General features: G+C 61.2%; 20 protein-coding genes. 13 read left to right on the forward strand and 7 right to left on the reverse strand.

The annotated features are described in order from the left end of the window. Positions 1-22 precede the first annotated feature (22 nt). From BMX59_RS12055 to BMX59_RS12065, 3 genes are read left to right on the forward strand one after another with little or no spacing between them, the layout of a single operon-like run. Positions 23-1,831 carry a sensor histidine kinase gene (locus BMX59_RS12055; RefSeq protein WP_093121632.1) on the forward strand — a complete coding sequence of 603 codons (1,809 nt, stop codon included), beginning with the start codon at positions 23-25 and terminating at the stop codon, positions 1,829-1,831. After that, complete coding sequence (locus BMX59_RS12060; RefSeq protein ID WP_071492474.1) at positions 1,828-3,204, forward strand: sigma-54-dependent transcriptional regulator; 1,377 nt, start codon at positions 1,828-1,830, stop codon at positions 3,202-3,204. The genes BMX59_RS12055 and BMX59_RS12060 overlap by 4 nt, the downstream gene beginning before the upstream one ends. 26 nt (positions 3,205-3,230) lie before the next feature. Then, on the forward strand, positions 3,231-3,686 hold the full coding sequence (locus BMX59_RS12065) for a YiiD C-terminal domain-containing protein (RefSeq protein ID WP_092248499.1): 456 nt from the start codon (positions 3,231-3,233) through the stop codon (positions 3,684-3,686). Positions 3,687-3,712: 26 nt separating this feature from the next. On the opposite strand, the gene cysQ is transcribed toward BMX59_RS12065, so the two are convergent. Both cysQ and nudE read right to left on the reverse strand, forming a co-directional pair. Next, entirely contained in the window at positions 3,713-4,549 is an 837-nt protein-coding gene (cysQ, locus tag BMX59_RS12070) for a 3'(2'),5'-bisphosphate nucleotidase CysQ (protein ID WP_071492476.1), read from the reverse strand. Then, the gene (gene nudE, locus BMX59_RS12075; RefSeq protein ID WP_071492477.1) at positions 4,546-5,112 is read right to left on the reverse strand and encodes an ADP compounds hydrolase NudE; all 567 of its coding nucleotides are present in this window, start codon (positions 5,110-5,112) and stop codon (positions 4,546-4,548) included. Before nudE ends, cysQ begins: the two co-directional genes overlap by 4 nt. Positions 5,113-5,199: 87 nt before the next feature. Here nudE and yrfG point away from each other — a divergent pair, with 87 nt between their 5' ends. Beyond that, positions 5,200-5,862, forward strand: a complete 663-nt coding sequence (gene yrfG / locus BMX59_RS12080) for a GMP/IMP nucleotidase (protein ID WP_093121638.1) — start codon at positions 5,200-5,202, stop codon at positions 5,860-5,862. Between the two features lie 107 nt (positions 5,863-5,969). Here yrfG and lysM read toward each other — a convergent pair whose 3' ends face one another. Further along, a complete protein-coding gene (gene lysM, locus BMX59_RS12085; RefSeq protein ID WP_071492479.1) occupies positions 5,970-6,410 on the reverse strand; it encodes a peptidoglycan-binding protein LysM in 441 nt (146 codons plus the stop codon). Positions 6,411-6,542: 132 nt separating this feature from the next. On the opposite strand from lysM, the gene BMX59_RS12090 reads away from it, so the two are divergent. The 4 genes from BMX59_RS12090 to BMX59_RS12105 all read left to right on the forward strand — a co-directional run bounded on the left by BMX59_RS12090 (position 6,543) and on the right by BMX59_RS12105 (position 11,455). Beyond that, positions 6,543-7,430, forward strand: a complete 888-nt coding sequence (locus BMX59_RS12090; protein ID WP_093121642.1) for a LysR family transcriptional regulator — start codon at positions 6,543-6,545, stop codon at positions 7,428-7,430. A gap of 97 nt (positions 7,431-7,527) precedes the next feature. Further along, positions 7,528-8,367: a formate dehydrogenase accessory sulfurtransferase FdhD gene (gene fdhD / locus BMX59_RS12095; protein ID WP_093121647.1), complete on the forward strand. Its 840-nt coding sequence runs from the start codon at positions 7,528-7,530 to the stop codon at positions 8,365-8,367. Continuing rightward, positions 8,364-10,712 (forward strand): FdhF/YdeP family oxidoreductase, encoded by a 2,349-nt coding sequence (locus tag BMX59_RS12100; RefSeq protein WP_092248511.1) that lies wholly within the window; start codon positions 8,364-8,366, stop codon positions 10,710-10,712. The genes fdhD and BMX59_RS12100 overlap by 4 nt, the downstream gene beginning before the upstream one ends. Positions 10,713-10,978: 266 nt before the next feature. Next, positions 10,979-11,455, forward strand: a complete 477-nt coding sequence (locus BMX59_RS12105) for a glycine zipper domain-containing protein (RefSeq protein ID WP_058424794.1) — start codon at positions 10,979-10,981, stop codon at positions 11,453-11,455. Between the two features lie 34 nt (positions 11,456-11,489). Here the strand turns inward: BMX59_RS12105 and BMX59_RS12110 are convergent, their stop codons facing one another. Further along, positions 11,490-11,924, reverse strand: a complete 435-nt coding sequence (locus BMX59_RS12110; RefSeq protein ID WP_092248513.1) for an acyl-CoA thioesterase — start codon at positions 11,922-11,924, stop codon at positions 11,490-11,492. A gap of 22 nt (positions 11,925-11,946) precedes the next feature. Next, the gene (locus tag BMX59_RS12115; RefSeq protein ID WP_093121651.1) at positions 11,947-13,884 is read right to left on the reverse strand and encodes a RecQ family ATP-dependent DNA helicase; all 1,938 of its coding nucleotides are present in this window, start codon (positions 13,882-13,884) and stop codon (positions 11,947-11,949) included. A gap of 164 nt (positions 13,885-14,048) precedes the next feature. On the opposite strand from BMX59_RS12115, the gene BMX59_RS12120 reads away from it, so the two are divergent. Beyond that, positions 14,049-15,098 carry a S8 family peptidase gene (locus BMX59_RS12120; RefSeq protein WP_093121654.1) on the forward strand — a complete coding sequence of 350 codons (1,050 nt, stop codon included), beginning with the start codon at positions 14,049-14,051 and terminating at the stop codon, positions 15,096-15,098. A 62-nt stretch (positions 15,099-15,160) separates the two neighbouring features. Here BMX59_RS12120 and BMX59_RS12125 read toward each other — a convergent pair whose 3' ends face one another. Next, positions 15,161-16,336, reverse strand: a complete 1,176-nt coding sequence (locus tag BMX59_RS12125; RefSeq protein ID WP_092248522.1) for a tetratricopeptide repeat protein — start codon at positions 16,334-16,336, stop codon at positions 15,161-15,163. 175 nt (positions 16,337-16,511) lie between these two features. Here BMX59_RS12125 and BMX59_RS12130 point away from each other — a divergent pair, with 175 nt between their 5' ends. The 4 genes from BMX59_RS12130 (at position 16,512) to BMX59_RS12150 (ending at position 19,139) form a co-directional block, all read left to right on the forward strand. Further along, the gene (locus BMX59_RS12130; protein WP_016979054.1) at positions 16,512-16,682 is read left to right on the forward strand and encodes a YhfG family protein; all 171 of its coding nucleotides are present in this window, start codon (positions 16,512-16,514) and stop codon (positions 16,680-16,682) included. Continuing rightward, on the forward strand, positions 16,682-17,281 hold the full coding sequence (locus tag BMX59_RS12135) for a putative adenosine monophosphate-protein transferase Fic (RefSeq protein ID WP_093121657.1): 600 nt from the start codon (positions 16,682-16,684) through the stop codon (positions 17,279-17,281). Before BMX59_RS12130 ends, BMX59_RS12135 begins: the two co-directional genes overlap by 1 nt. A 265-nt stretch (positions 17,282-17,546) precedes the next feature. Then, a complete protein-coding gene (locus tag BMX59_RS30735) occupies positions 17,547-18,179 on the forward strand; it encodes a DUF1493 family protein (protein ID WP_256572952.1) in 633 nt (210 codons plus the stop codon). Between the two features lie 96 nt (positions 18,180-18,275). Next, positions 18,276-19,139 (forward strand): DMT family transporter, encoded by an 864-nt coding sequence (locus BMX59_RS12150; RefSeq protein WP_231999476.1) that lies wholly within the window; start codon positions 18,276-18,278, stop codon positions 19,137-19,139. 58 nt (positions 19,140-19,197) lie between these two features. Here the strand turns inward: BMX59_RS12150 and BMX59_RS12155 are convergent, their stop codons facing one another. Beyond that, the gene (locus BMX59_RS12155; RefSeq protein ID WP_071492490.1) at positions 19,198-20,739 is read right to left on the reverse strand and encodes a phosphoenolpyruvate carboxykinase; all 1,542 of its coding nucleotides are present in this window, start codon (positions 20,737-20,739) and stop codon (positions 19,198-19,200) included. Between the last annotated feature and the right edge of the window lie 66 nt (positions 20,740-20,805).

Genomic DNA, 20,805 nt, shown 5'->3' on the forward strand with positions numbered 1-20,805 from the left:
TACCCACAGGCGCACGACTCCCATGACTCCACCCCTCCCGCGCAGGCCCCGCTGGCGCAGCCTCGCCCTCCTGGCGCTTTGCCTGGCGCCGCTATTGTGGCCGCTGGAGCATCTGGCCGAGCGTTATTACCGCAGCGAACTGGCCGGCCAGAACCGCCAGACCCTCGACCTGTACGTCGCCAACCTGCTCGGCACCCTGCACCGCTATGAAGTGCTGCCGCAAATCCTCGGCGACCTGCCGGCCCTGCGCACCGCATTGGACGCGCCCAACGTCAGCACCAACCTGGTCAACGCCAACCTGCTGCTCAAGGAGGTCGCCGCCCAGGCCGGGGTGGAAGTGATGTACCTGATGGACACCACCGGCAAGACCCTCGCGGCGTCCAATTGGGATAAACAAGACAGCTTTGTCGGGCGCAACTTCTCGTTCCGCCCGTATTTCAGCGAAGCCATGGCCGGGCGCCTGGGGCGGTTTTTCGGCCTGGGCACTACATCGGCCAAGCGCGGTTATTTCTTCGCCGCCGCCGTACGTGATGGCGATAAGATCATCGGTGTACTGGTGGTCAAGGTCGACCTGGACCACACCGAAAGCCTGTGGGGCAACACCCCGGAACAACTGCTGGTCACCGACCATAACGGCGTGGTGATCCTGACCTCGCGCCCGCAATGGCGATTCCGCGCGACCCGTCCGCTGACCGCTGAAGAACGCCAGGCCATCATCGCCATCCAGCCCTACCCGACCCGCGACCCGCAGCCGTTGAGCCTGAGCAGCACCGCGTGGCTGCGCCAATCCACGGCCATCGCCGAAACGGGCTGGAATGTGGAAATCCTTGCGCCACGCTCGTTGATCAACCGCCCGGTGCGCACCGTGGTTGCCGTCGGCGGCGCGACGCTGCTGGTGCTGATGTTGCTGCTGGGCCTGATGATGCAACGTCGCCGTCACTACCTGGAGCGCATTGCGTTCGAAGCCAAGGCCCGCCGCGAGCTGGAAGCGCGGGTAGTCGAGCGTACCAGTGACCTGGAGGGCCTCAACCGGCGCCTGAAACAGGAAGTGCTGGAGCGCGAACACGCCCAGCAGGAGTTGGTACGGGCCCAGGACGACCTGGTGCAAGCGGGTAAACTGTCGGCGCTGGGCACCATGTCGGCGAGCATCAGTCACGAACTTAATCAGCCCCTGGCCGCCATCCGCAGCTACGCGGAAAACGCCGAAATCCTGCTCGACCATGAACGCACCGATGACGCCCGCGGCAACCTCAAGCTGATCAGCGAACTGACCGGGCGCATGGCCTCGATCATCGCCCACCTGCGCGCTTTTGCCCGTCGCGACCGCCATGCGCCCGAAAGCGTGGCCCTGCAACCGGCGCTCGACGATGCGCTGGCGTTGCTGGCCAAGCGGCGACGGTCGATGGAGGTGGAACTGATCCGCGACTTGCCGGAGGCCACCCTGTGGGTACAAGCCGGCGAAACCCGCCTGCGCCAGGTGCTGGGCAACCTGCTGGCCAACGCCCTCGACGCCCTCACCGAAAAAGGCCCGCCGCGCAGACTCTGGCTGAGTGCCGAAACCACCGAACAGGGCGTCAACCTGTACATTCGCGACAACGGCCCGGGTTTTTGCATGGAGGCCCTGGGGCGCGCCAGCGAGCCGTTCTACACCACCAAGACACGCACCCAGGGCCTGGGCCTGGGGCTGGCGATCTGCGAAACCCTGATGCGTGCCTTCGGCGGCGAACTGCTGTTTGCCAACCACAAGGAAGGCGGCGCGCTGTTAACCTTGAAATTGCGTGCCGGCTCGCCGGGCGTCAGTCTGCAACCGTCCGAGGACCGCAGTGTATGAGTATCGATAACCAGATTCAGGTGGTGTTGATCGACGACGATCCACACCTGCGTCAGGCGCTGTGCCAGACCCTGGACCTGGCCGGGCTGAAAGTCCTGCCCCTGGGCGAAGCCAGCGGCCTCACCGCACGCCTGTCACGGGACTGGCCGGGGGTGGTGGTCAGCGATATCCGCATGCCCGGCATGGACGGGCTGGAGCTGCTCGCCGAACTGCACGGCCAGGACCCGGACCTGCCGGTGCTGCTGATCACCGGCCATGGCGATGTGCCGCTGGCGGTACAAGCCATGCGCGCCGGTGCCTATGACTTTCTGGAAAAACCCTTCGCCAGCGACGCCCTGCTCGACAGCGTCCGCCGTGCCCTGGCTCTGCGCCGCCTGGTACTGGACAACCGCAGCCTGCGCCTGGCCCTCAGCGATCGTCAGCAATTGAGCACGCGACTGGTCGGGCATTCGCCGCAAATGCTGCGCCTGCGTGAACAGATCGGCGCCCTGGCTGCGACCAAGGCCGATGTGCTGATCCTCGGCGAAACCGGCGCCGGCAAAGAGGTGGTGGCGCGTGCGCTGCACGACCTGTCGAGCCGCCGCAGCGGCCCGTTCGTGGCGATCAACGCCGGGGCGCTGGCTGAATCGGTGGTCGAAAGCGAGCTGTTCGGCCACGAGCCTGGTGCCTTCACCGGCGCCCAGAAACGCCGCATCGGCAAGTTCGAGTTCGCCAACGGCGGCACCTTGTTCCTTGATGAAATCGAAAGCATGAGCCTGGACGTGCAGGTCAAACTCTTGCGCCTGCTGCAGGAGCGTGTGGTGGAGCGGCTGGGCGGCAATCAACTGATCCCGCTGGATATCCGCATCATCGCCGCCACCAAGGAAGACCTGCGCCAGTCCGCCGACCAGGGTCGCTTCCGTGCCGACTTGTATTACCGACTCAACGTCGCGCCGCTGCGTATTCCGCCGCTGCGTGAGCGGGGTGAGGATGCCTTGATGCTGTTCCAGCACTTCGCCGATGAAGCCAGCAGTCGTCACGGCCTGCCGCTGCACGAACTGCAACCGGGCCAGCGCGCCCTGCTGCTGCGCCATAACTGGCCGGGCAATGTGCGCGAACTGCAAAACGCCGCCGAGCGCTTCGCACTGGGGCTGGAACTGGCACTGGATGCCACGCCGGACAACCCTGCCGCCGGTGTGTTGACGTCCACCTCGGGTGGCCTGAGCGAACAGGTCGAGCAGTTCGAAAAAAGCCTGATCGCCGCTGAGCTGACCCGCCCCCACGGCTCCATGCGCAGCCTCGCCGAAGCCCTCGGCGTACCGCGCAAGACCTTGCACGACAAGCTGCGTAAGCACGGCCTGAATTTCGCCAACCAAAGCGGCGATGACGAATGACCGCTCCCACTCGCCAAGAGGCCCCCATGAACCGCGACAGCCGTTACCTGGAATCCATCCTTCACCACGACATCCCCCTCACCCGGGAAATGGGCCTCAAGGTGCTCGACTGGCAACACGGGCGGCTGGAACTGCATCTGCCCTTGCACGCCAACATCAACCACAAGAGCACCATGTTCGGCGGTAGCCTGTATTGCGGCGCAGTGCTGGGGGGTTGGGGCTGGCTGCACTTGCAACTGCGTGAAGAAGGCATCGAAGACGGGCACATCGTGATTCAGGAAGGGCAGATCAGTTATCCGCTGCCGGTCACGCGGGATGCAACGGTGGTGTGCCAGGCGCCGGAGGAGAAGGTGTGGAAGCGCTTTTTAGCGACGTACCAGCGCTATGGCCGCGCGCGCATCACGCTGGAGACGTGGGTTGTGAATGAAGGCAGCGAGGAGCGTGCAGTGGCCTTTACCGGGCAGTACGTCCTGCACCGCTGACTGCCACACCCCTCCCACCTTCCGCCTCAGGATCTGGCCAGGGTCAGCAAGCGCTCGCGCCACGCAGCCTTGGCCGGCAACGCCAAAAAGAACGGGTTCAACAACGATGCCCGCGCCGGGTAGCTGAATGGCTCACCGCTCAGCTCCAACACTTCGCCCCCCGCGCCTTCGAGTACGCCCTGGGCTGCCGCCGTGTCCCACTGCGAGGTCGGCGCCAGGCGCGGATAGCAGTCCGCACTGCCCTCGGCCAACAAACAGAACTTCAGCGAGCTGCCGATATTCGTCAGCTTCAACGCGCCCAGGCCTTCGCTCAGCCCGCCCAGCAAGCGCTCCTGCTCCGCGCTGGTATGCCGACGACTTGCAACTACGGTGAACGACTCGCCCGCTGCCGGTGCTTCACGCACCTGGATCTGCTTGGGCGCTTCATTCACATCGGATCGCCAGGCACCCAAGCCGGCGCCACCGAAGTAGCAACGGCCGTTGGTGGGCATCGAGACCACGCCGAACACGACGCGGCCCTGTTCGATAAGGGCGATGTTCACGGTGAATTCTTCGCTGCCGGAGATGAATTCCTTGGTGCCATCCAACGGATCTACCAGCCACCAGCGCTGCCAGCCGGCGCGCACGCTCTGGTCGATATCGGCATCTTCTTCGGACAGCACCGGAATGCTCGGGTCCAGCGCGGTCAGGCCAGCCAGGATCAGGTGATGAGCGGCCAGGTCCGCGGCCGTCACCGGCGAATCATCGGCTTTGGACGTAACGGCCACGTCAGCGCGCCAGTACGGCAGGATCACTTCACCGGCCTGACGGGCCAGCTCGATCACCGGGGCAATAAACGGGTGGCCTAAAAACAGTTCGCTCATGCGTTAAACGCTCCTCGCTGGGTCAACAGGTCTCGTACCAGGTACAGCGCGGCCAGGGCCCGGCCTTCGCTGAATTGCTCATTTTGCGCCAGCATCGACAACTCGCGCAGGTTGACCCGGTCCACACGCATCGGCTCAGGCTCATCGCCTTCCAGGCGTTCTTCATAGAGGTCGGTGGCCAGTACCACCTGGATTTTCTGGCTCATGTAGCCAGGCGACAGCGACAGTTCCGTGAGGTGCTCCAACTGCCGCGCGCCGTAGCCCGCCTCTTCCTTGAGTTCGCGATTGGCCGCCGCCAGTACGTCTTCACCGGGCTCGATCAACCCCTTGGGCAACGACAGCTCATATTCGTCGGTGCCGCCGCAGTATTCTTCCACCAGCAACGCATGGTCTGCGTCGATCATGGCCACAATCATCACCGCGCCGTAGCCGGCACCGCGACCCACCAGGCGCTCGTAGGTCCGCTCAACGCCATTGGAGAAGCGCAATTGCACTTCCTCCACGCGGAACAAACGGCTACTGGCGACTATTTCGCGGGCGAGGACGGTGGGTTTCTGGCGCATGAGCGGCTCCTTGGCGTGATCGGGGTACTATACCGTGGCTTTTCCGATTGTCTGTGTCGGATATCTTTACTTACATGAGACCGCCCCATGCCCTCTTTGCCCTGGCACGCCATCGACACTGTCCTGCTGGACATGGACGGCACCCTGCTCGACTTGCATTACGACAACCACTTCTGGATGGAACACCTGCCCCAGCGCTACGCCGAACTGCATGGCGTGAGCCGCGCCCTGGCCGAGATGGAGTTGCAGCCGCTGTTCGAGCGTAACGCCGGACAGTTGCAATGGTATTGCCTGGACTTCTGGAGTACCGAACTGAAGATCCCGGTGCGCGAACTCAAGCTGGAAACCGCGCACCTGATCGCCCTGCGCCCGGATGCCGACACTTTCCTCGCGGCAATCAAACGGGCCGGCAAGCGCGTGATCCTGATCACAAACGCTCATCGTGATTCCCTGTCATTGAAGCTGGAACGCATTGAACTGGCGCCGTATTTCGAGCGGTTGATCAGCTCCCACGATTACGGTTTCGCCAAGGAGAACCCGCAGTTCTGGGATGCCCTGCAAGCCGATATCGGCTTCGACCCGGCACGCAGTTTGTTTATCGATGACACCTTGCCGATCCTGCGGAGTGCCCAGGCGTTTGGCGTGGGGCATTTGCTGGCGGTGAAAGAGCCGGACAGCCAGAAGGGGCCGAAGGACACGGCGGAATTTGCGGCGGTCGACGACTACCGAGATCTCATTGCCGGACTCTGACCCCATGTGGGAGGGGGCTTGCCCCCGATTGCTGTGCATCAGAGCCACATTCAGTCACTGACACACCACCATCGGGGGCAAGCCCCATCCCACCTTCGTCCTGCGTTTTACTCAGGAATACGCAGCGTCTGCCCTGGGTAAATTTTGTCCGGGTGCGACAACAGCGGCTTGTTAGCCTCAAAGATCTTGTTGTACTGATTGGCGTTGCCATACACCGCCAGGGAAATCGCGCTCAGTGTGTCGCCCTTTTTCACCACGACGAAACGGGCGGCAGCCACAACAGGCCCGGAAACGGTGATCTGGTCATCTACACTGGCCACACCGGCAATGTTGCCCAGCGCCAGCAGGATCTTCTCTTTCTCTTCCTGGGTGGCGACTTCACCGGTCACGGTCACCTTGTCGCCATCCACCGTGGTCTGCACATTCGGATTACCCAGGCCCACTTTGGCCACGTGCTCCTTCAACTGCTCACTGGCGTTTGCATTACCCGGCGTCAACAGGTCGACAATCTTTTCGCCGGCTTCCTTGATAAAGCTGAAAATGCTCATAGTGCGCGCTCCTTGTTAATTGATTTCCAGATGCCCAAGACTAGACCAGTCCTACCGACTTGGGTTCCAACCCGGCAAAAGACCCAAACGCGCTAGAATCCCCCCGCCATTGGAATAAGCCCTGGAGCGAAGATGGACATCAAACAGCTGAAATTCCTCATCGCCCTCGACGAGACCCGCCACTTCGGCCAGGCGGCCGCGCGTTGCCACATCACTCAACCGACACTGTCGATGCGCCTGCGCAGCCTTGAAGAAGAGCTGGACCTGCCTTTGGTCAATCGCGGCCAGCGCTTCGAGGGCTTTACCGCCCCCGGTGAGCGCGTGCTGGCCTGGGCACGCACGGTGCTGGCGGCGTATGACGGCTTGCAGGCCGAAGCGGCCGCCTGTCGCGGCAACCTCGTCGGCACATTGCGCCTGGGCGTGGTGCCGTTGTCGAGCTTCGATCCCTTGGCGTTGATGCAGCAACTGCACAAAGAACACCCGAACCTGCGCTTCGAGCTGTCGGCGCTCAGCTCCGAACAGATCCTTGAGCAACTGGCGAGCAATCGCCTGGACCTGGGCGTGTCTTACCTGGAGCGCCTGGACACCGAGCGCTTCGACTCGCTGGCCTTGGGCGAAACCCGCATGGGCCTGCTCTACGACCAACGCTTCTTCAGCTTTGGCGACACGCCGTTGAGCTGGGAAGTCCTGATCGAACTGCCCCTGGGCATGCTCACCAGCGGCATGCACTTTCGCCAATCCATCGACCACAACTTCCATAGCCGTGGGCTCAACCCGCAGCCATTGTTGCAGACCGACGCCGTCCATCAGTTGTTGCAAGCCGTGCATGGCGGCTTGTGCTGCGCCGTGATGCCTTTGGACGGTGGCCTGGATGCACTCACCGAGCATCTGCGCCTGCAGCCGATCGAAGACGCCCATACACTCGCGCGCCTGGGCTTGATCATGCGCCGCAGTGCACCGCGCTCGGCGCTGGCAGAGGCGTGTTTCGCGCTGTATCAGAAATCGCAAAACGAGTCTTGATCGACGTCATCTATCGGAAGATCAGTACTGGCAATTAGACGCGACGCTTTGTCGCGCCTAGTCTAAACACTGATCAATCCGCCGGTGGTACTGCCCCATGAACGCCAAGCGCCCAGTCTGCGCGGCGCCCGCTCTTGAAACGCCAGCGCCCGCCGCCAGCCAGAGCTACGAGTATTGCAATCTCGAACATACGGAATTCGCCAGCACAGCCCTGGCCGAGGAAGTGGCGTTGGCGATTGCCTACAACGACATCAGCCAAGCGGTAATGCTGGTGACGCCGACAGACCTGGAAGACTTTATCGTCGGCTTCAGCATAGGCAGCGGCATTATCGCCGACGTTAGCGACATTTATGATCTAAAACTCAGCGGATCGGGCTCGGCTCAATACGCTCAGGTGCAGATCTCCAGCCGCGCCTTCTGGAACCTCAAGCAACAGCGCCGGCAACTGGCCGGCACCAGTGGTTGCGGTCTGTGCGGTGTAGAGGCGGTAGAACAAGCATTGCCTGACCTTGATGTACTGCCGGGCGCGCCTTTGCCGCCTGCCGAATGGCTGGATGGCCTGCGCCAACGCATCAGCGCGTTCCAGCCCTTGGGCCAGTACAGCGGCGCCGTGCATGCCGCCGTATTTATGAACGGCCAGGGCGAATTGTTGCTGGGCCGCGAAGACATTGGCCGACATAACGCCCTGGATAAATTGATCGGTGCATTGATCCGCCAAAAAATTCCGACCGAAGGCGGCCTGGCGATTGTTACCAGCCGTTGCAGCCTGGAGTTGATCCAGAAAGTCCTGCGCGCGGGCATCCAGACCCTGGTCAGCCTGTCGTCACCCACCGGCCTCGCCCTGCAATGGGCGCGCCGGCATAACCTCAATCTCATCCACCTGCCGCAGAAAAGTGCGCCGCGGGTCTACAGCCCTGCGATGGAGAACCAGCCATGAGCCAGCACCACCAAGCCGACCAAACCCCGACCCCGCGCTACAAGCCCTACAAAGGCCCGGCCGGCGGCTGGGGCGCACTGATCAGCGTGGCGCAAGCCTGGCTGACCAGCGACAACGCGCTGAAAAACCTGCGCATGATGCTCAAGACCAACCAGAACGGCGGCTTCGACTGCCCGGGCTGCGCCTGGGGTGACTCGCCGGAGAGCGGCATGGTCAAGTTCTGCGAAAACGGCGCCAAGGCGGTCAACTGGGAAGCTACCAAGCGCCGTGTGGATGGTGCATTTTTCGCCAAGCACAGCGTCACCGCCTTGCTGGAACAGAGCGACTACTGGCTGGAATACCAGGGCCGCCTGACCGAGCCGATGCGCTATGACGCCGAAACCGACCGCTACACGCCCATCAGTTGGGAAGCGGCCTTCGACCTGGTCGGCAAGCACCTCAACGCCCTGCCCAGCCCTGACATGGCCGAGTTCTACACCTCGGGTCGCGCCAGCAACGAAGCGGCCTACCTGTACCAATTGTTCGTGCGCGCCTACGGCACCAACAACTTCCCGGACTGTTCGAACATGTGCCACGAAGCCAGCGGCGTTGCCCTGGCGCAAAGCGTGGGCGTCGGCAAAGGCACCGTGACCTTTGATGACTTCGAACATGCCGATGCGATCTTCGTCTGGGGCCAGAACCCCGGCACCAACCACCCGCGCATGCTCGAACCGCTGCGTGAAGCGGTTAAACGCGGCGCTCAGGTGGTGTGCATCAACCCACTCAAAGAGCGCGGCCTGGAACGCTTCCAGCACCCGCAACACCCGCTGGAAATGCTCACCAACGGCGACAAGCCAACCAACACCGCCTACTTCCGCCCGGCGCTGGGTGGCGACATGGCCATCCTGCGCGGCATGGCCAAGTTCCTGCTCCTGTGGGAGCGCCAGGCCCAGGCCGAAGGCAAGGAGGCCGTGTTCGACCACGACTTCCTCAACGAGCACACCGCCAACGTGCTGGAATACCTGGGCAAGATCGACGATACCTCCTGGGATGAGATCGTCGAACAGTCCGGCCTGACCCTGGTCGAGATCGAGCAAGCCGCGCGCATGTACGCCAAAGGCAAGAACGTGATCATGTGCTGGGCGATGGGCATCACCCAGCACCGCCATTCGGTGCCGACCATCCAGGAAATCGCCAACCTGATGCTGCTGCGCGGCAATATCGGCCGCCCAGGCGCCGGCCTGTGCCCGGTGCGTGGCCACAGTAACGTTCAGGGCGACCGCACCATGGGCATCAACGAACGCCCTCCGGTGGCGTTCCTCGATTCCCTGGAGCGTCGCTTCCAATTCCAGGTGCCGCGTGAAAACGGGCACAACGTAGTGGAAGCCATCCACGCCATGCTCGAAGGCCGCTCCAAGGTGTTTATCGGCCTGGGCGGCAACTTCGCTCAAGCCACGCCGGACAGCCTGCGTACCTTCGAAGCCCTGCGCAATTGCGACCTTACCGTGCAGATCAGCACCAAGCTCAACCGTAGCCATTTGATGCACGGCAAAGATGCACTGATCCTGCCGTGCCTGGGCCGTACCGACATCGATATCCAGGCCGAAGGCCCGCAAGCGGTGACGGTGGAAGACTCGTTCAGCATGGTCCACGGTTCCAATGGCCAGTTGCAGCCGCTGTCGAAACTCATGAAATCCGAACCGGCAATCCTGGCCGGTATCGCTGCCGCGACCCTGGGCAGCAAGCCGGTGGACTGGAACTGGCTGGTGGCCGACTACAGCCGCATCCGCGACCTGATTGCCGACACCATTCCCGGCTTCAAGGACTTCAACGAGAAGATCAAGCATCCAGGCGGTTTCTATCTGGGCAACTCCGCGGGCGCGCGCCGCTGGAATACCCCGTCGGGCCGCGCCAACTTCCGCCCGAACATCCTGCCCAAGGACTTGATCCACGAACGCACCCACGCGACCGGCCGCGTACCGGACCTGATCATGCAATCGATGCGCTCCCACGATCAGTACAACACCACCATCTACGGCCTGGACGACCGCTACCGTGGGGTCAAGGGCCAGCGTGACGTGCTGTTCGTCAACGAAGCCGACATCATCCGCCTGGGCTTCAAGCCGGGGCAGAAGGCCGACATCGTGTCATTGTGGGAGGACGGTCGCGAGCGCCGTGTGAAGGGCTTTACCTTGCTGGCGTTCGATATTCCGGCGGGGCAGGCTGCGGCTTACTACCCGGAAGTGAACCCGCTGGTGCCGCTGGAAAGCACCGGGGATGGCAGCCATACACCGACGTCGAAGTTCGTGGCGATCCGGTTGGAAGCGGCGAGTGACAATGGCTTGATCATGGCGCGCTCGGCCTGATCAGGACCGTTGTGGTGGGCAGACTTGTATTGGTCCGCTCGCCACAGGGAATTACCCGCAAAAGGAATTTCGGGCACAAAAAAGGCCGCTTTTGCATAAAAGCGGCCGTTCCGAAGTAGCTAAAGACTCGCAAAACAGACTTAAGTTCCCGAGTAAAAACAGTAACTTATAGAATTGTGTACAACTCGTGCTACTGGTCGGATTTCTATTGTCACAATCCAGATACAGCCTCAGGATCGCGCCGTCATCCTCTTGAGGTCTCCCTAATGAAGTTCTCCTCGATTCTCTTGTTGTCCCTTGGCCTGGTCAGTGGCGCAGCCATGGCCGGTGGCACCACCGAAGCCGGTGTGGGCGGCGCATTGGGCGGGGTTCTGGGTTCGGTCGTTGGCCAGCAGCTAGGCGGCAACACCGGTTCGACCATCGGCGCAGCCTTGGGTGGCGCGGGTGGTAGTGCGGTGGGCGCCGACAAGCGCAGCCGTGGCGAAGCCGCTATTGGCGGCGCATTGGGCGCAGCCGGCGGCAACGTTGTGGGCCGCAGTGTCGGCGGCAGCACCGGCGCACTGATCGGTTCAGCGGCCGGCGGTGGTGCCGGTGGCGCACTGGGCAACTACATGGGCAACAAGAGCGATGATGACGACCGTCGCAGCCGTGGCCGTGATCACCGCCGTTATGACCGTGACGACCACCGTGGGCGCGGTCATGCCTATGGGCATCGCAAGAACAAGCATCACTACCGCGACTGATAGTTGCTGAGTGTAGGAGCCGGCTTGCCGGCTCCTACAGGGTGATCAACCGCTGCAATGCCTCGCGCAACCGCCCCGGAATCGTCACCGGCTGGTTCGTCCCCCGATCCACGAACACATGCACAAACCGCCCCGCCGCACAGGCGTCTTCTTCGCCCGCCTTGAACACCGCCAACTCGTACTGCACTGAGCTGTTGCCCAGCTTGCCCACCCGCAGGCCGATGTCGATGCGCTCGGGAAAGGCGATCGACGCAAAGTAATCACACGCCGAACTCACCACAAACCCCACCACATCGCCTTCCTGAATATCCAGACCACCTTGCTCGATCAGGTAGGTATTCACTGCCGTGTCAAAGAAGCTGTAGTAGGTCACGTTGTTCACATGGCCATACACATCGTTGTCGTGCCAACGCGTGATGATCGGCTGGAAGTGAGGGAAATCGGCGCGTTGCGGTACGGTATCAGGCATCGGGTCATCTCGTGAAAGTGAGTTACAGGTCATTCAAATGGGCCTGGGCCCACTCGCGTACCTCGGCGTACGGATACTCTTCCAGCACAGCAAAACCCGGAATACCTCGCGCCTTCAGCTTGGTAAACAACGGCACGCTGATGCCCCCGAGGAAACGCGTCAGGCGTTCCGCGCCAGGCAGTTGCCCGGTGTGTTCATGATGCCTGTGGATAAAATCGCCGCACAGCTCCATGAAGTTCTTATCCACAAGTGGCGGCAAGCCCGGCGGCGAAGGAAGGCGCGCAACATGACCGTGGCACACCGAGCAATGCCCACAACGCTGCGGTGCATTTTCATCGCCAAAGTACTGTGCCAGGCGCTGCCCCAGGCAGTGTTCGGTGGCAAACAGATCGAGCATGGCGTGAATCCGCGCGACTTCTGCCACCTCGTGCTGCTTGAAGCCTGTGTATAACTCAGCGCTCAACACCTGTGGATCGAAATCGGTCTCCAGCAGGCTGTAGACCTCGGTCATTTGCTTGCTTTCCAGTTCGATCAGGCCCTGCTCCTGGAAATAATCCAGCGCCTTCACCACCCGATTGCGCTCGGCGTTGTGCTGCTGATACAGCACGTCGAAATCCACTGTCGCCCAGCTCCTCGCGCGCTTGCAAACCTGGATGATCGCCGCGACAAACTGCTGCCGCTCACCGGAGAAACGTGCCAGCAAAGCCTCAGGTTCGACCAGGTATTTGAAACGGTACTCGGCATAAAACGCGTAACGCGGCGCGATCACGCCCTTGAGCTCCAACTGCACCAGCAGCGTCTTCAACGGCAGCTCGCGGATATTGCTGAGGTCCGACAAGGACCTGAGCAAAAACTCCCACTGCCCATCGCCCCGTGCGGCCTGCAACTCTTCCAGCACCCGCCGGATACCTTCCTGCTCTGGCGTATCGCCGTACACGAAATTTTCCAGCACATTGAGGCTGTCGCGATTGGCCAGCACCAGGCAGTCGGATGGCTGCCCATCACGCCCCGCCCGGCCAATCTCCTGGCTATAGTTCTCGATGGATTTGGGCAGGTCAAAGTGCACCACGTTGCGGATATCACTCTTGTCGATGCCCATGCCAAACGCGATGGTGGCGACGATGCAATTGGAGCGTCCACCCATGAAGCGCTGCTGGATGCCCTCGCGTTTATCGTGGGGCAAACCCGCGTGATAGGCCTCGGCCTGGATGCCGTTGCGATTCAGGTGCTCGGCAATCTGCTCGGCGGTTTTCTGCAAGGTAACGTAGACAATGCTCGGCTGGTCGACGCGCTCACTCATCCACTGCACCAGCCGGCGACGCTTGTCCGCACCGCTGACCGGCTCCACCAGCAGGTTGAGGTTGGGCCGGTAGAAGCCCGTGGTGACCACATCGTCCGGGGCAATGGCGAACTTGGCCTGCATGTCGGCAATCACCTTGGGCGTGGCTGTCGCCGTCAGCAGCAGTGCTTGTGGGATATTGAACTGACGCTGGTAGTCCGGCAGTTTCAGATAGTCCGGACGGAAGTTGTGGCCCCATTCGGAAATACAGTGGGCCTCGTCCACCACCAACAACGAGATCCGCACACTTTGCAGGAAGTTACGGAAGCGCTCGTTCTTCAAGCGCTCCACCGAAATCATCAGGATCTTGAGTTCGCCCGACCGCGCACGGGCCATGACCTCATTGGCCTCATCGCGGTTCTGGGCCGAGTCGATACTGCCCGCCGCAATGCCATGGCGCTGCAGGAAGCCCAGCTGATCCTGCATCAACGCCAACAGCGGCGATACCACCAGCGTCAGGTGCGGCAGCAATACCGCCGACAGCTGGTAACACAGGGACTTGCCCGACCCGGTAGGGAAAATAGCGGCCGCCGAACGCCCGGCCAGTATGGCGCTGACCGTTTCTTCCTGGCCCGGACGAAACTGTGGATAACCAAAGACCTGTTGGAGGGTTTCGTGCATAGGCTGTCACTCCATTGACCGCTGAGGGAGTCAAAACCATAGATCAGCGATCGAGAATAGGTCGGGGATAAACGCTACAAACTGATACAGAGAAAACCAGCAGGCCGACGCAAAAACGAAGACATTAACATGCCTGATCACAAGCGCCCGACCCGGAGTCGTGAATGTCGCACAAGCCAGTATTCCCATCGCTACGCCTGAGCCTGCTCACATTGCCGCTGTTGCTGTTGGGGTGCGTGACCCCACCCTCCCCAAAGCCCGCCGAGCCGGATACACAGCGCTTTGAAACCCTCGAGTACCTGGCGCAAAAAGCCCTGCCCGTCGTCAAGGCATCAGCACTCTACGCACGGGGTGGCACAGGCCAGGGTGTCAAAGTGGCACTGATCGATTCAGGCCTGAACCAGGACCTGCCTGAGTTCTACGGTCGCGTGGCCGACCCGGGCTACGACTTTGTGCGCCACCAGCCGGGAACCCTCGATATCAAGGGTCACGGCACCCAGATGGCCGGTATTCTCGCCGCCAACAAGAACGACCAGGGCATCCACGGCATTGCGTTTAACGCCCAGTTGATTCCCATGCGCTTCGGTGATGACAAGGAGCCTTTTTATTTTGACAGTGAAATTGCCCAGGCCTGGACGCTCGCACACACAAAGGGCGCACGGATCTTCAGCAACTCATGGGCCAATCCCATCGAAGCCAACACCAACGAAGTTCCCATCTATGAACGCTTGATGGGGGACTCATTGGACGTGGCGAAAAAGCTGGTCGCCGAGGGTGCTGTTTTCGTGTTTTCCACCGGCAATGAGGTCAAGCGTGAGCCGCTTGCCGAGCCCGGCCTGCCGGCACTGGTGCCTGAACTGGAGAAGGGCTGGATAGCCGTCATGGCACTCAAGAGCGACGGCACCGCCATCAATCTCAAGTCCAACTATTGCGGCCTCGCGGCCCGCTGGTGCATCGCGGTACCGGGAGGTGACGGTGGAGCAGGGCTGTTGACCACCAACAAGGACGGCAGCTACGGACCTACGGCCGGCACTTCGCCAGCCGCTGCGCTGGTCAGCGGCGCCTTGGCTGCCTTGCAAAGTCGCTTTCCCGAAATGACGCCGCAACAAGTGCGTGACCGCCTGCTCAGCACCGCCAATCGAACAGGCATCTACGCCAACAGCGAAGCCTATGGGCGTGGGTTGATGGACCTGGACGCTGCCTCGCGCCTGTAATCGCGCCCAAACAAACAACGCGCCCTAAGGCGCGTTGTCGGTAGAGCATTTGTCGCTGTGTATCAGCGGTTCTGCACCCGCTCGATCGCCGTGTCATACACCGGGTTAGCCTTCTGCTCCTTGGCCAACTGGTAGTGACGCAACGCATCCGGGAACTGCCCCGCCGCTTCGTAGATCCGCGCAATGTTGTAGTAAGCGCCCGCTCGCACCGTCGCAGCGTTCGCGCCCGTGGCGAGGGCGATAGCCTTGCGATTGGCCCAGATCGACTCGGCGGTGTTGCCGGCCTTCTGATACGCCAGGCCCAGGTTGCCGTAGGCCTTGCCGAAACCATTGTCCAACTCGATAGCCTGGCGGAACAGGTCGATAGCCTGGTCCAGCTTGCCGGCCTGGTAAGCCGCTTCACCTTGCACGTTCAGACGTTTTGCATCGGCTTGCGCAGAAGAGCTCACCGCTACAGCGGTAACGGCCACGCTGTCATCCAGCAACGGTTTGACTTCGTTAAGCACGTTCGCCGCGTTCACCGTCACGCCACTGAAGGTGTTGATGTCCTGGAAGTCGCCACTGCCGGTCATGCGGAACACGGTCCACAGGTTGCCGCTGCGGTTTTTCGGCACGTAGTAGGTACGCACCAGCGATTGGCCCATGTACACGAATACCTTGGCTTCGCTGTTGGACAGCTGGCGCGAGCCTGGATTGCCGCCGTTGGTGAAGTCATGCACGGCATACACGTAGCTTTCGCCGTAGTGTTTTTTCTGCAGGGTGATAGTTTCCGGGCCGTAGCTGTCGACGTCATCCACGTCCAGTTCAGCGTCGGTGCCCGTCTTGTTCTCGAAGTAGATATTGTTGCCAGGGAAGATCATGTGGGAATCGAGGTCTTCCGGGGTCTTGCCCCAGGTCAGTACCACACGCAGGCCGTCGAGGTTTTCCATCACCGGGCTGATGGCATACGTCATGCCGGCGCATGGGCACTTCACCACCAGGTTCGAGTAGCCGGGCTTCTTGATGATCAGAAGATTGGTGGCATCGTCTGCGGCTTCGCTGGTGAGGGTCACTTGCCCCTGGGCGTTGGTACGGCCCACTACGTTCTGCGCACCGTTGCGTTGCAGCAACACCTCGGCGTCGGCGATTTTCTGGTCCTTGACCACCGCACTGAGCACTTCAATCGGCAATTGCGCCGCCTGGACTGAAAACGCGACCGCACACAATGACATTGCCGAAGCAACACGCAGCAAACCCATGCTTAACTCCCTTTAAGTAGCGGGCGGAATCGCCCTGCAAGATTTTGCGGTGAAACATACTCCGAAATGCGTGGGCTGGCGGATTATTTATACAGAATGTGACGTGGTTTTTATCCCGCCTGCCTGTTGAAGCATTGCGCTACAATCAAGCCTTGCTACCCAAGAGTACGCTGCCATGAGCGAACCGACGTTTGAGCAAAAACAGGATCATTACCACAAGATCCGCCGTTCCAATTACCTGGCCAGCCTGCGCCTGGAAGGGTTCGACACCCAACCGGCCGACGTCGACAAGCCCTTGCCGACCCGTGAAGCCGTCCTTGCCAAGTACCGCAACACCCCACGCTGATGCTCGACAAATACGGGGTGGGCCAGGATCCGTACTGCTATCCCGGTAGCAGCGTCCTGCGCAACCGCCTCGATCTGCACGACGAAGCCCAACTGCACCAGGCCGAGCGGGAATTATCCGAAATCGCCGTAGGCAACCTCCCTCTCTTCCCGCCGCCCTACGACCTCGAACGCCTGCAACACATACACCGCGTCCTGTTCGGCGACCTCTACGACTGGGCCGGTGAACTGCGCAGCGTCAACATCCAGAAGGGCGACACGCTGTTCTGCACCCCGGAACGCATCCCGCCGGAAGCGGCGAAGATCATCCGGCAAATGGAGGCAGCGAACTGGTATGTCGGGGCGAGCCAGGCCCAGCTGGTGAAGCAGATTGCCGAAGCCTACGGCGACCTCAACGTCATCCATCCCTTCCGCGAAGGTAATGGCCGAGCACAACGGATCTTGTTCGAGCAGATCATCGTGAATGCCGGGTTTTCAGTGAACTGGTGGCTGGTGAAGCACGCGGCGTGGATACCAGCGAATATTGATGCGGTGGCCTGTGATTATCGGGGGCTGGAGGCGATTTTTGAGCGGTGTGTGAGTAGGCCGGTCGGCAACTGACACACCCCAGCCCCCCCTCACATCACTTGCCTGTTTTGCTGTTAAGTCACTGCAAGCCACAAATCCCGGAAAGCCCTGTAAGAAACCTCCAAATACCACGACATCCCCTTCTGAAACTGCTTAAAACTCCTGCCCACCCCTCTATAAAACTCACCTTTCTCTGACTGAAACTGGCGCCCTTTCAGCAGCCCCGGCAAATACAAGTGAACATTGAAAGGACTCAACATATCGGCCACGGCTCAACAGCTCCAGAGTGGCTAAGACGATGAACGAATACATCGAATGGATTTATCTGCTCCTCCTCATCGCACTGGCCGCCATAATTGACAGGTCAATAAGGCTACCAGTGCTCAGAAGATGGTTTGGACTCTGCCTCTTGGTCACCGGCCCAATACTTCTGTTGTATGCCACCTCATGGATCAGAGGTGCTCAGCTTGGGAGCCTGCCGATAATCGCCTTCGTGACAGGCATCGGGTTATTGAGCACTCAGAATATCTATTGCAAAGTAAAAGCCAATCACCCATTCCTGCGAGCCCCCACCATGAACCTCGCCCCCAACTTCCCCGAAGACCCCGTTATGCAGCAACTCCTGCAGCTCTTGCACGAAGAAATCGGCCTGCCAAAACACAAGACGATCCGCCTGCAAACTTCGATCAACTTCGACCTGGGCTGCGACGGCAGTGAGGCCAAGCACCTGATGGAAGCGCTGGAGCAGGAATTCGCCCTCGACCTGGGTGACTACGACACTTATCGTTACTTCAACCCGCCGGTGTTTGATGTGTTCCTCAAGCGCCGGGCCAAGGGGCGCGGCGAAAAAGTGCCGCTGACCATCGGCATGCTCTACCTGGCGATCAAGACCCACAGCTGGGACACGCAGACGCTGGAAAACCTGAGCTGAGCGAACACAAACTCCAGGCACACCGGTACTCAAATGTGGGAAGGGGCAAGCCCCTCCCACATTCGATGAGCGTGCTCAAAACAACAAGGATCTTACATGGACGTAACAATGGGCCTGCTGGCCGCCCTGCTCTGGGGCGGCACGGATTTTCTCGTGGGCCTCAACGCCCGCGCCGTGGGCGTAAAACGCGCGGTGTATTTCGGCCAGGCGCTGGGCTTTCTGATCATGACCCTGCTGCTGGTCATCCTCCCGACCTTCCTGTTCAAAGCCCTCGACGCCGCGCTGAGCGTCTGGCTGCTGGGCATCGCTGCCGCCCTGTTCACTGTCTCCGGCGCTCTTGCACTGTCCAAGGCCTTCGCCCTGGGCAAAGCCGCCATCGTGGCGCCGCTGGTGACCTCCTACGGCGTGGTGACCACACTTCTGTCCTGGGCCAGCGGTGAACACATCAGCCCGACGCAACTGGGCTGCATCGCCCTGTGTGTAATCGGCGTGATCCTCTCCAGCATCCATAAGGACAACGGCGTCCCCCACAACAACCCCAGCCAGTCGATCGCCTACGCCATGCTCGCCGCCCTGCTGTATGGGACCAGTTTCTGGCTGCAAGGCCGCTACACACTGCCGGCGCTGGGACCGATCACCATGCTGTGGCTGGGTTACCTGGTGGGCCTGTGCGTACTGCTGGTGATGGTGTTGAAGATCAAGGACGGCTTGAAAATCCCACCGCTGAAAAACTGCGCGACGCTGACCGGGGCGAGCTTGATGAACCTCGGCGGGTTCTCGGCGTTTTCATGGGGGGCGATGGCGGGGTCGGTTTCGGTGGTGACGGTGATCAGTACGTTGTCGGGCGGGATTGCGGCGATCCTGGGATTCGTGTTTTTCAAGGAGCGGTTGTCGGCGGTGCAGGTGCTGGGGGTTGTGCTGGTACTGGTCGGCGCAGTGGTTTTACATATCGCCGACTAATCCGACACGCACAAAAAAGCCGCCTCACAAGAGGCGGCTTTTTCACAACGACTGAATCTTACAACTTGGGACCCGCGGCCTTGATCGCATCGCTCACTTCAAACTTCTTGAAGTTCTCGATGAACAGACCGGCCAGCGCCTTCGCCGCTTCGTCGTAGGCAGCCTTGTCGGCCCAGGTGTTACGTGGGTTCAACAGGCCGGTCTCAACGCCCGGTACGGCCAATGGCACGTCGAGGTTGATGGTGTCGAGGTGTTCGGTTTCAGCACCGACCAACGCGCCGCTCTGGATCGCTGCAATAACGCCGCGAGTGGTCGGGATGTTGAAGCGCTTGCCGACGCCGTAGCCGCCGCCGGTCCAGCCGGTGTTGACCAGGTAGACCTTGGAGCCGAAGCCACGGATACGCTTGATCAGCAGTTCAGCGTATTCGCCAGCCGGGCGCGGGAAGAATGGTGCGCCGAAGCAGGTGGAGAAGGTCGACTTGATGCCGCCGCCGGAACCCATCTCAGTCGAGCCTACCAGTGCGGTGTAGCCGGACAAGAAGTGGTAGGCCGCTTGTTCTTCGCTGAGGATCGACACCGGTGGCAGTACGCCGGTCAGGTCGCAGGTCAGGAAGATCACCGCGTTTGGCTCGCCGCCCAGGTTCTTCTCGGAACGCTTGGCCACGTGCTCCAGCGGGTAGGCGGCGCGGCTGTTCTGGGTCAGGCTGACGTTGGTGTAGTCGGCGTGCCCGGCTTCGTCGATCACCACGTTTTCCAGCACGGCGCCGTGCTTGATGGCTTTCCAGATGACCGGCTCGTTCTTCTCGGACAGGTCGATGCACTTGGCATAGCAACCGCCTTCGATGTTGAACACCACGCCTTCGCCCCAGCCGTGTTCGTCGTCACCGATCAGGTAACGGCTTTCGTCGGCGGACAGGGTGGTCTTGCCGGTGCCCGACAGACCGAAGAACAGGGTCACGTCGCCTGCTTCGCCGATGTTGGCGGCGCAGTGCATCGGCAGTACGTCGGAAGCCGGCAGCAGGAAGTTCTGCACCGAGAACATGGCTTTTTTCATTTCACCGGCGTAGCGCATGCCGGCGATCAGGACTTTTTTCTGTGCGAAGTTGAGGATCACGCAACCGTCGGAGTTGGTGCCGTCACGCTCTGGCACGCATTCGAAGTTGGCCACGTTGAGCACTTGCCACTCGTCACGACCGGCCGGGTTGTACTGGGCCGGGTTGATGAACAGGCAACGACCGAACAGGTTCTGCCAGGCAGTCTGGGTGGTCATTTTCACAGCCAGGTAGTGGTCTTCGGAAGCCCCTACGTGAACGTGGGAAACAAAATGCTCTTGCGCGTTGTTGAATGCCTCGACGCGAGCCCAGAGGGCATCGAACTTGTCGGCCGGGAACTTGCGGTTGATCGGGCCCCAGGCGATGGAAGCCTGGGTGGATGGCTCTTCAACGATGAAACGGTCGACCGGCGAACGGCCAGTACGGTGACCGGTTTCGACGACCAGCGCGCCAGTATCGGCGAGCACGCCTTCACCACGCTGCAGGGCTTCTTTAACCAGATCGTCAACACTCAGATCGGTGTATACGGCGTTGTTGGCTTGCGTCATGAGGTTCCCCGTCGGCCTATGGCCGAGTGCTCCAAACGTTTTGTAGTAGAAAGTTGCGCACTACTA

The organism is Pseudomonas sp. NFR09, from assembly GCF_900111535.1.
Classification (GTDB): Bacteria; Pseudomonadota; Gammaproteobacteria; order Pseudomonadales; family Pseudomonadaceae; genus Aquipseudomonas; species Aquipseudomonas extremorientalis.

Bases quoted from the DNA above. Each gene is read 5' to 3' on its own strand.
- BMX59_RS12055 (WP_093121632.1), top strand. From the start codon at position 23: ATGACTCCACCCCTCCCGCGCAGGCCCCGCTGGCGCAGCCTCGCCCTC.
- BMX59_RS12060 (WP_071492474.1), top strand. From the start codon at position 1,828: ATGAGTATCGATAACCAGATTCAGGTGGTGTTGATCGACGACGATCCA.
- BMX59_RS12065 (WP_092248499.1), top strand. From the start codon at position 3,231: ATGAACCGCGACAGCCGTTACCTGGAATCCATCCTTCACCACGACATC.
- cysQ (WP_071492476.1), bottom strand. From the start codon at position 4,549: ATGAGCGAACTGTTTTTAGGCCACCCGTTTATTGCCCCGGTGATCGAG.
- nudE (WP_071492477.1), bottom strand. From the start codon at position 5,112: ATGCGCCAGAAACCCACCGTCCTCGCCCGCGAAATAGTCGCCAGTAGC.
- yrfG (WP_093121638.1), top strand. From the start codon at position 5,200: ATGCCCTCTTTGCCCTGGCACGCCATCGACACTGTCCTGCTGGACATG.
- lysM (WP_071492479.1), bottom strand. From the start codon at position 6,410: ATGAGCATTTTCAGCTTTATCAAGGAAGCCGGCGAAAAGATTGTCGAC.
- BMX59_RS12090 (WP_093121642.1), top strand. From the start codon at position 6,543: ATGGACATCAAACAGCTGAAATTCCTCATCGCCCTCGACGAGACCCGC.
- fdhD (WP_093121647.1), top strand. From the start codon at position 7,528: ATGAACGCCAAGCGCCCAGTCTGCGCGGCGCCCGCTCTTGAAACGCCA.
- BMX59_RS12100 (WP_092248511.1), top strand. From the start codon at position 8,364: ATGAGCCAGCACCACCAAGCCGACCAAACCCCGACCCCGCGCTACAAG.
- BMX59_RS12105 (WP_058424794.1), top strand. From the start codon at position 10,979: ATGAAGTTCTCCTCGATTCTCTTGTTGTCCCTTGGCCTGGTCAGTGGC.
- BMX59_RS12110 (WP_092248513.1), bottom strand. From the start codon at position 11,924: ATGCCTGATACCGTACCGCAACGCGCCGATTTCCCTCACTTCCAGCCG.
- BMX59_RS12115 (WP_093121651.1), bottom strand. From the start codon at position 13,884: ATGCACGAAACCCTCCAACAGGTCTTTGGTTATCCACAGTTTCGTCCG.
- BMX59_RS12120 (WP_093121654.1), top strand. From the start codon at position 14,049: ATGTCGCACAAGCCAGTATTCCCATCGCTACGCCTGAGCCTGCTCACA.
- BMX59_RS12125 (WP_092248522.1), bottom strand. From the start codon at position 16,336: ATGGGTTTGCTGCGTGTTGCTTCGGCAATGTCATTGTGTGCGGTCGCG.
- BMX59_RS12130 (WP_016979054.1), top strand. From the start codon at position 16,512: ATGAGCGAACCGACGTTTGAGCAAAAACAGGATCATTACCACAAGATC.
- BMX59_RS12135 (WP_093121657.1), top strand. From the start codon at position 16,682: ATGCTCGACAAATACGGGGTGGGCCAGGATCCGTACTGCTATCCCGGT.
- BMX59_RS30735 (WP_256572952.1), top strand. From the start codon at position 17,547: ATGAACGAATACATCGAATGGATTTATCTGCTCCTCCTCATCGCACTG.
- BMX59_RS12150 (WP_231999476.1), top strand. From the start codon at position 18,276: ATGGACGTAACAATGGGCCTGCTGGCCGCCCTGCTCTGGGGCGGCACG.
- BMX59_RS12155 (WP_071492490.1), bottom strand. From the start codon at position 20,739: ATGACGCAAGCCAACAACGCCGTATACACCGATCTGAGTGTTGACGAT.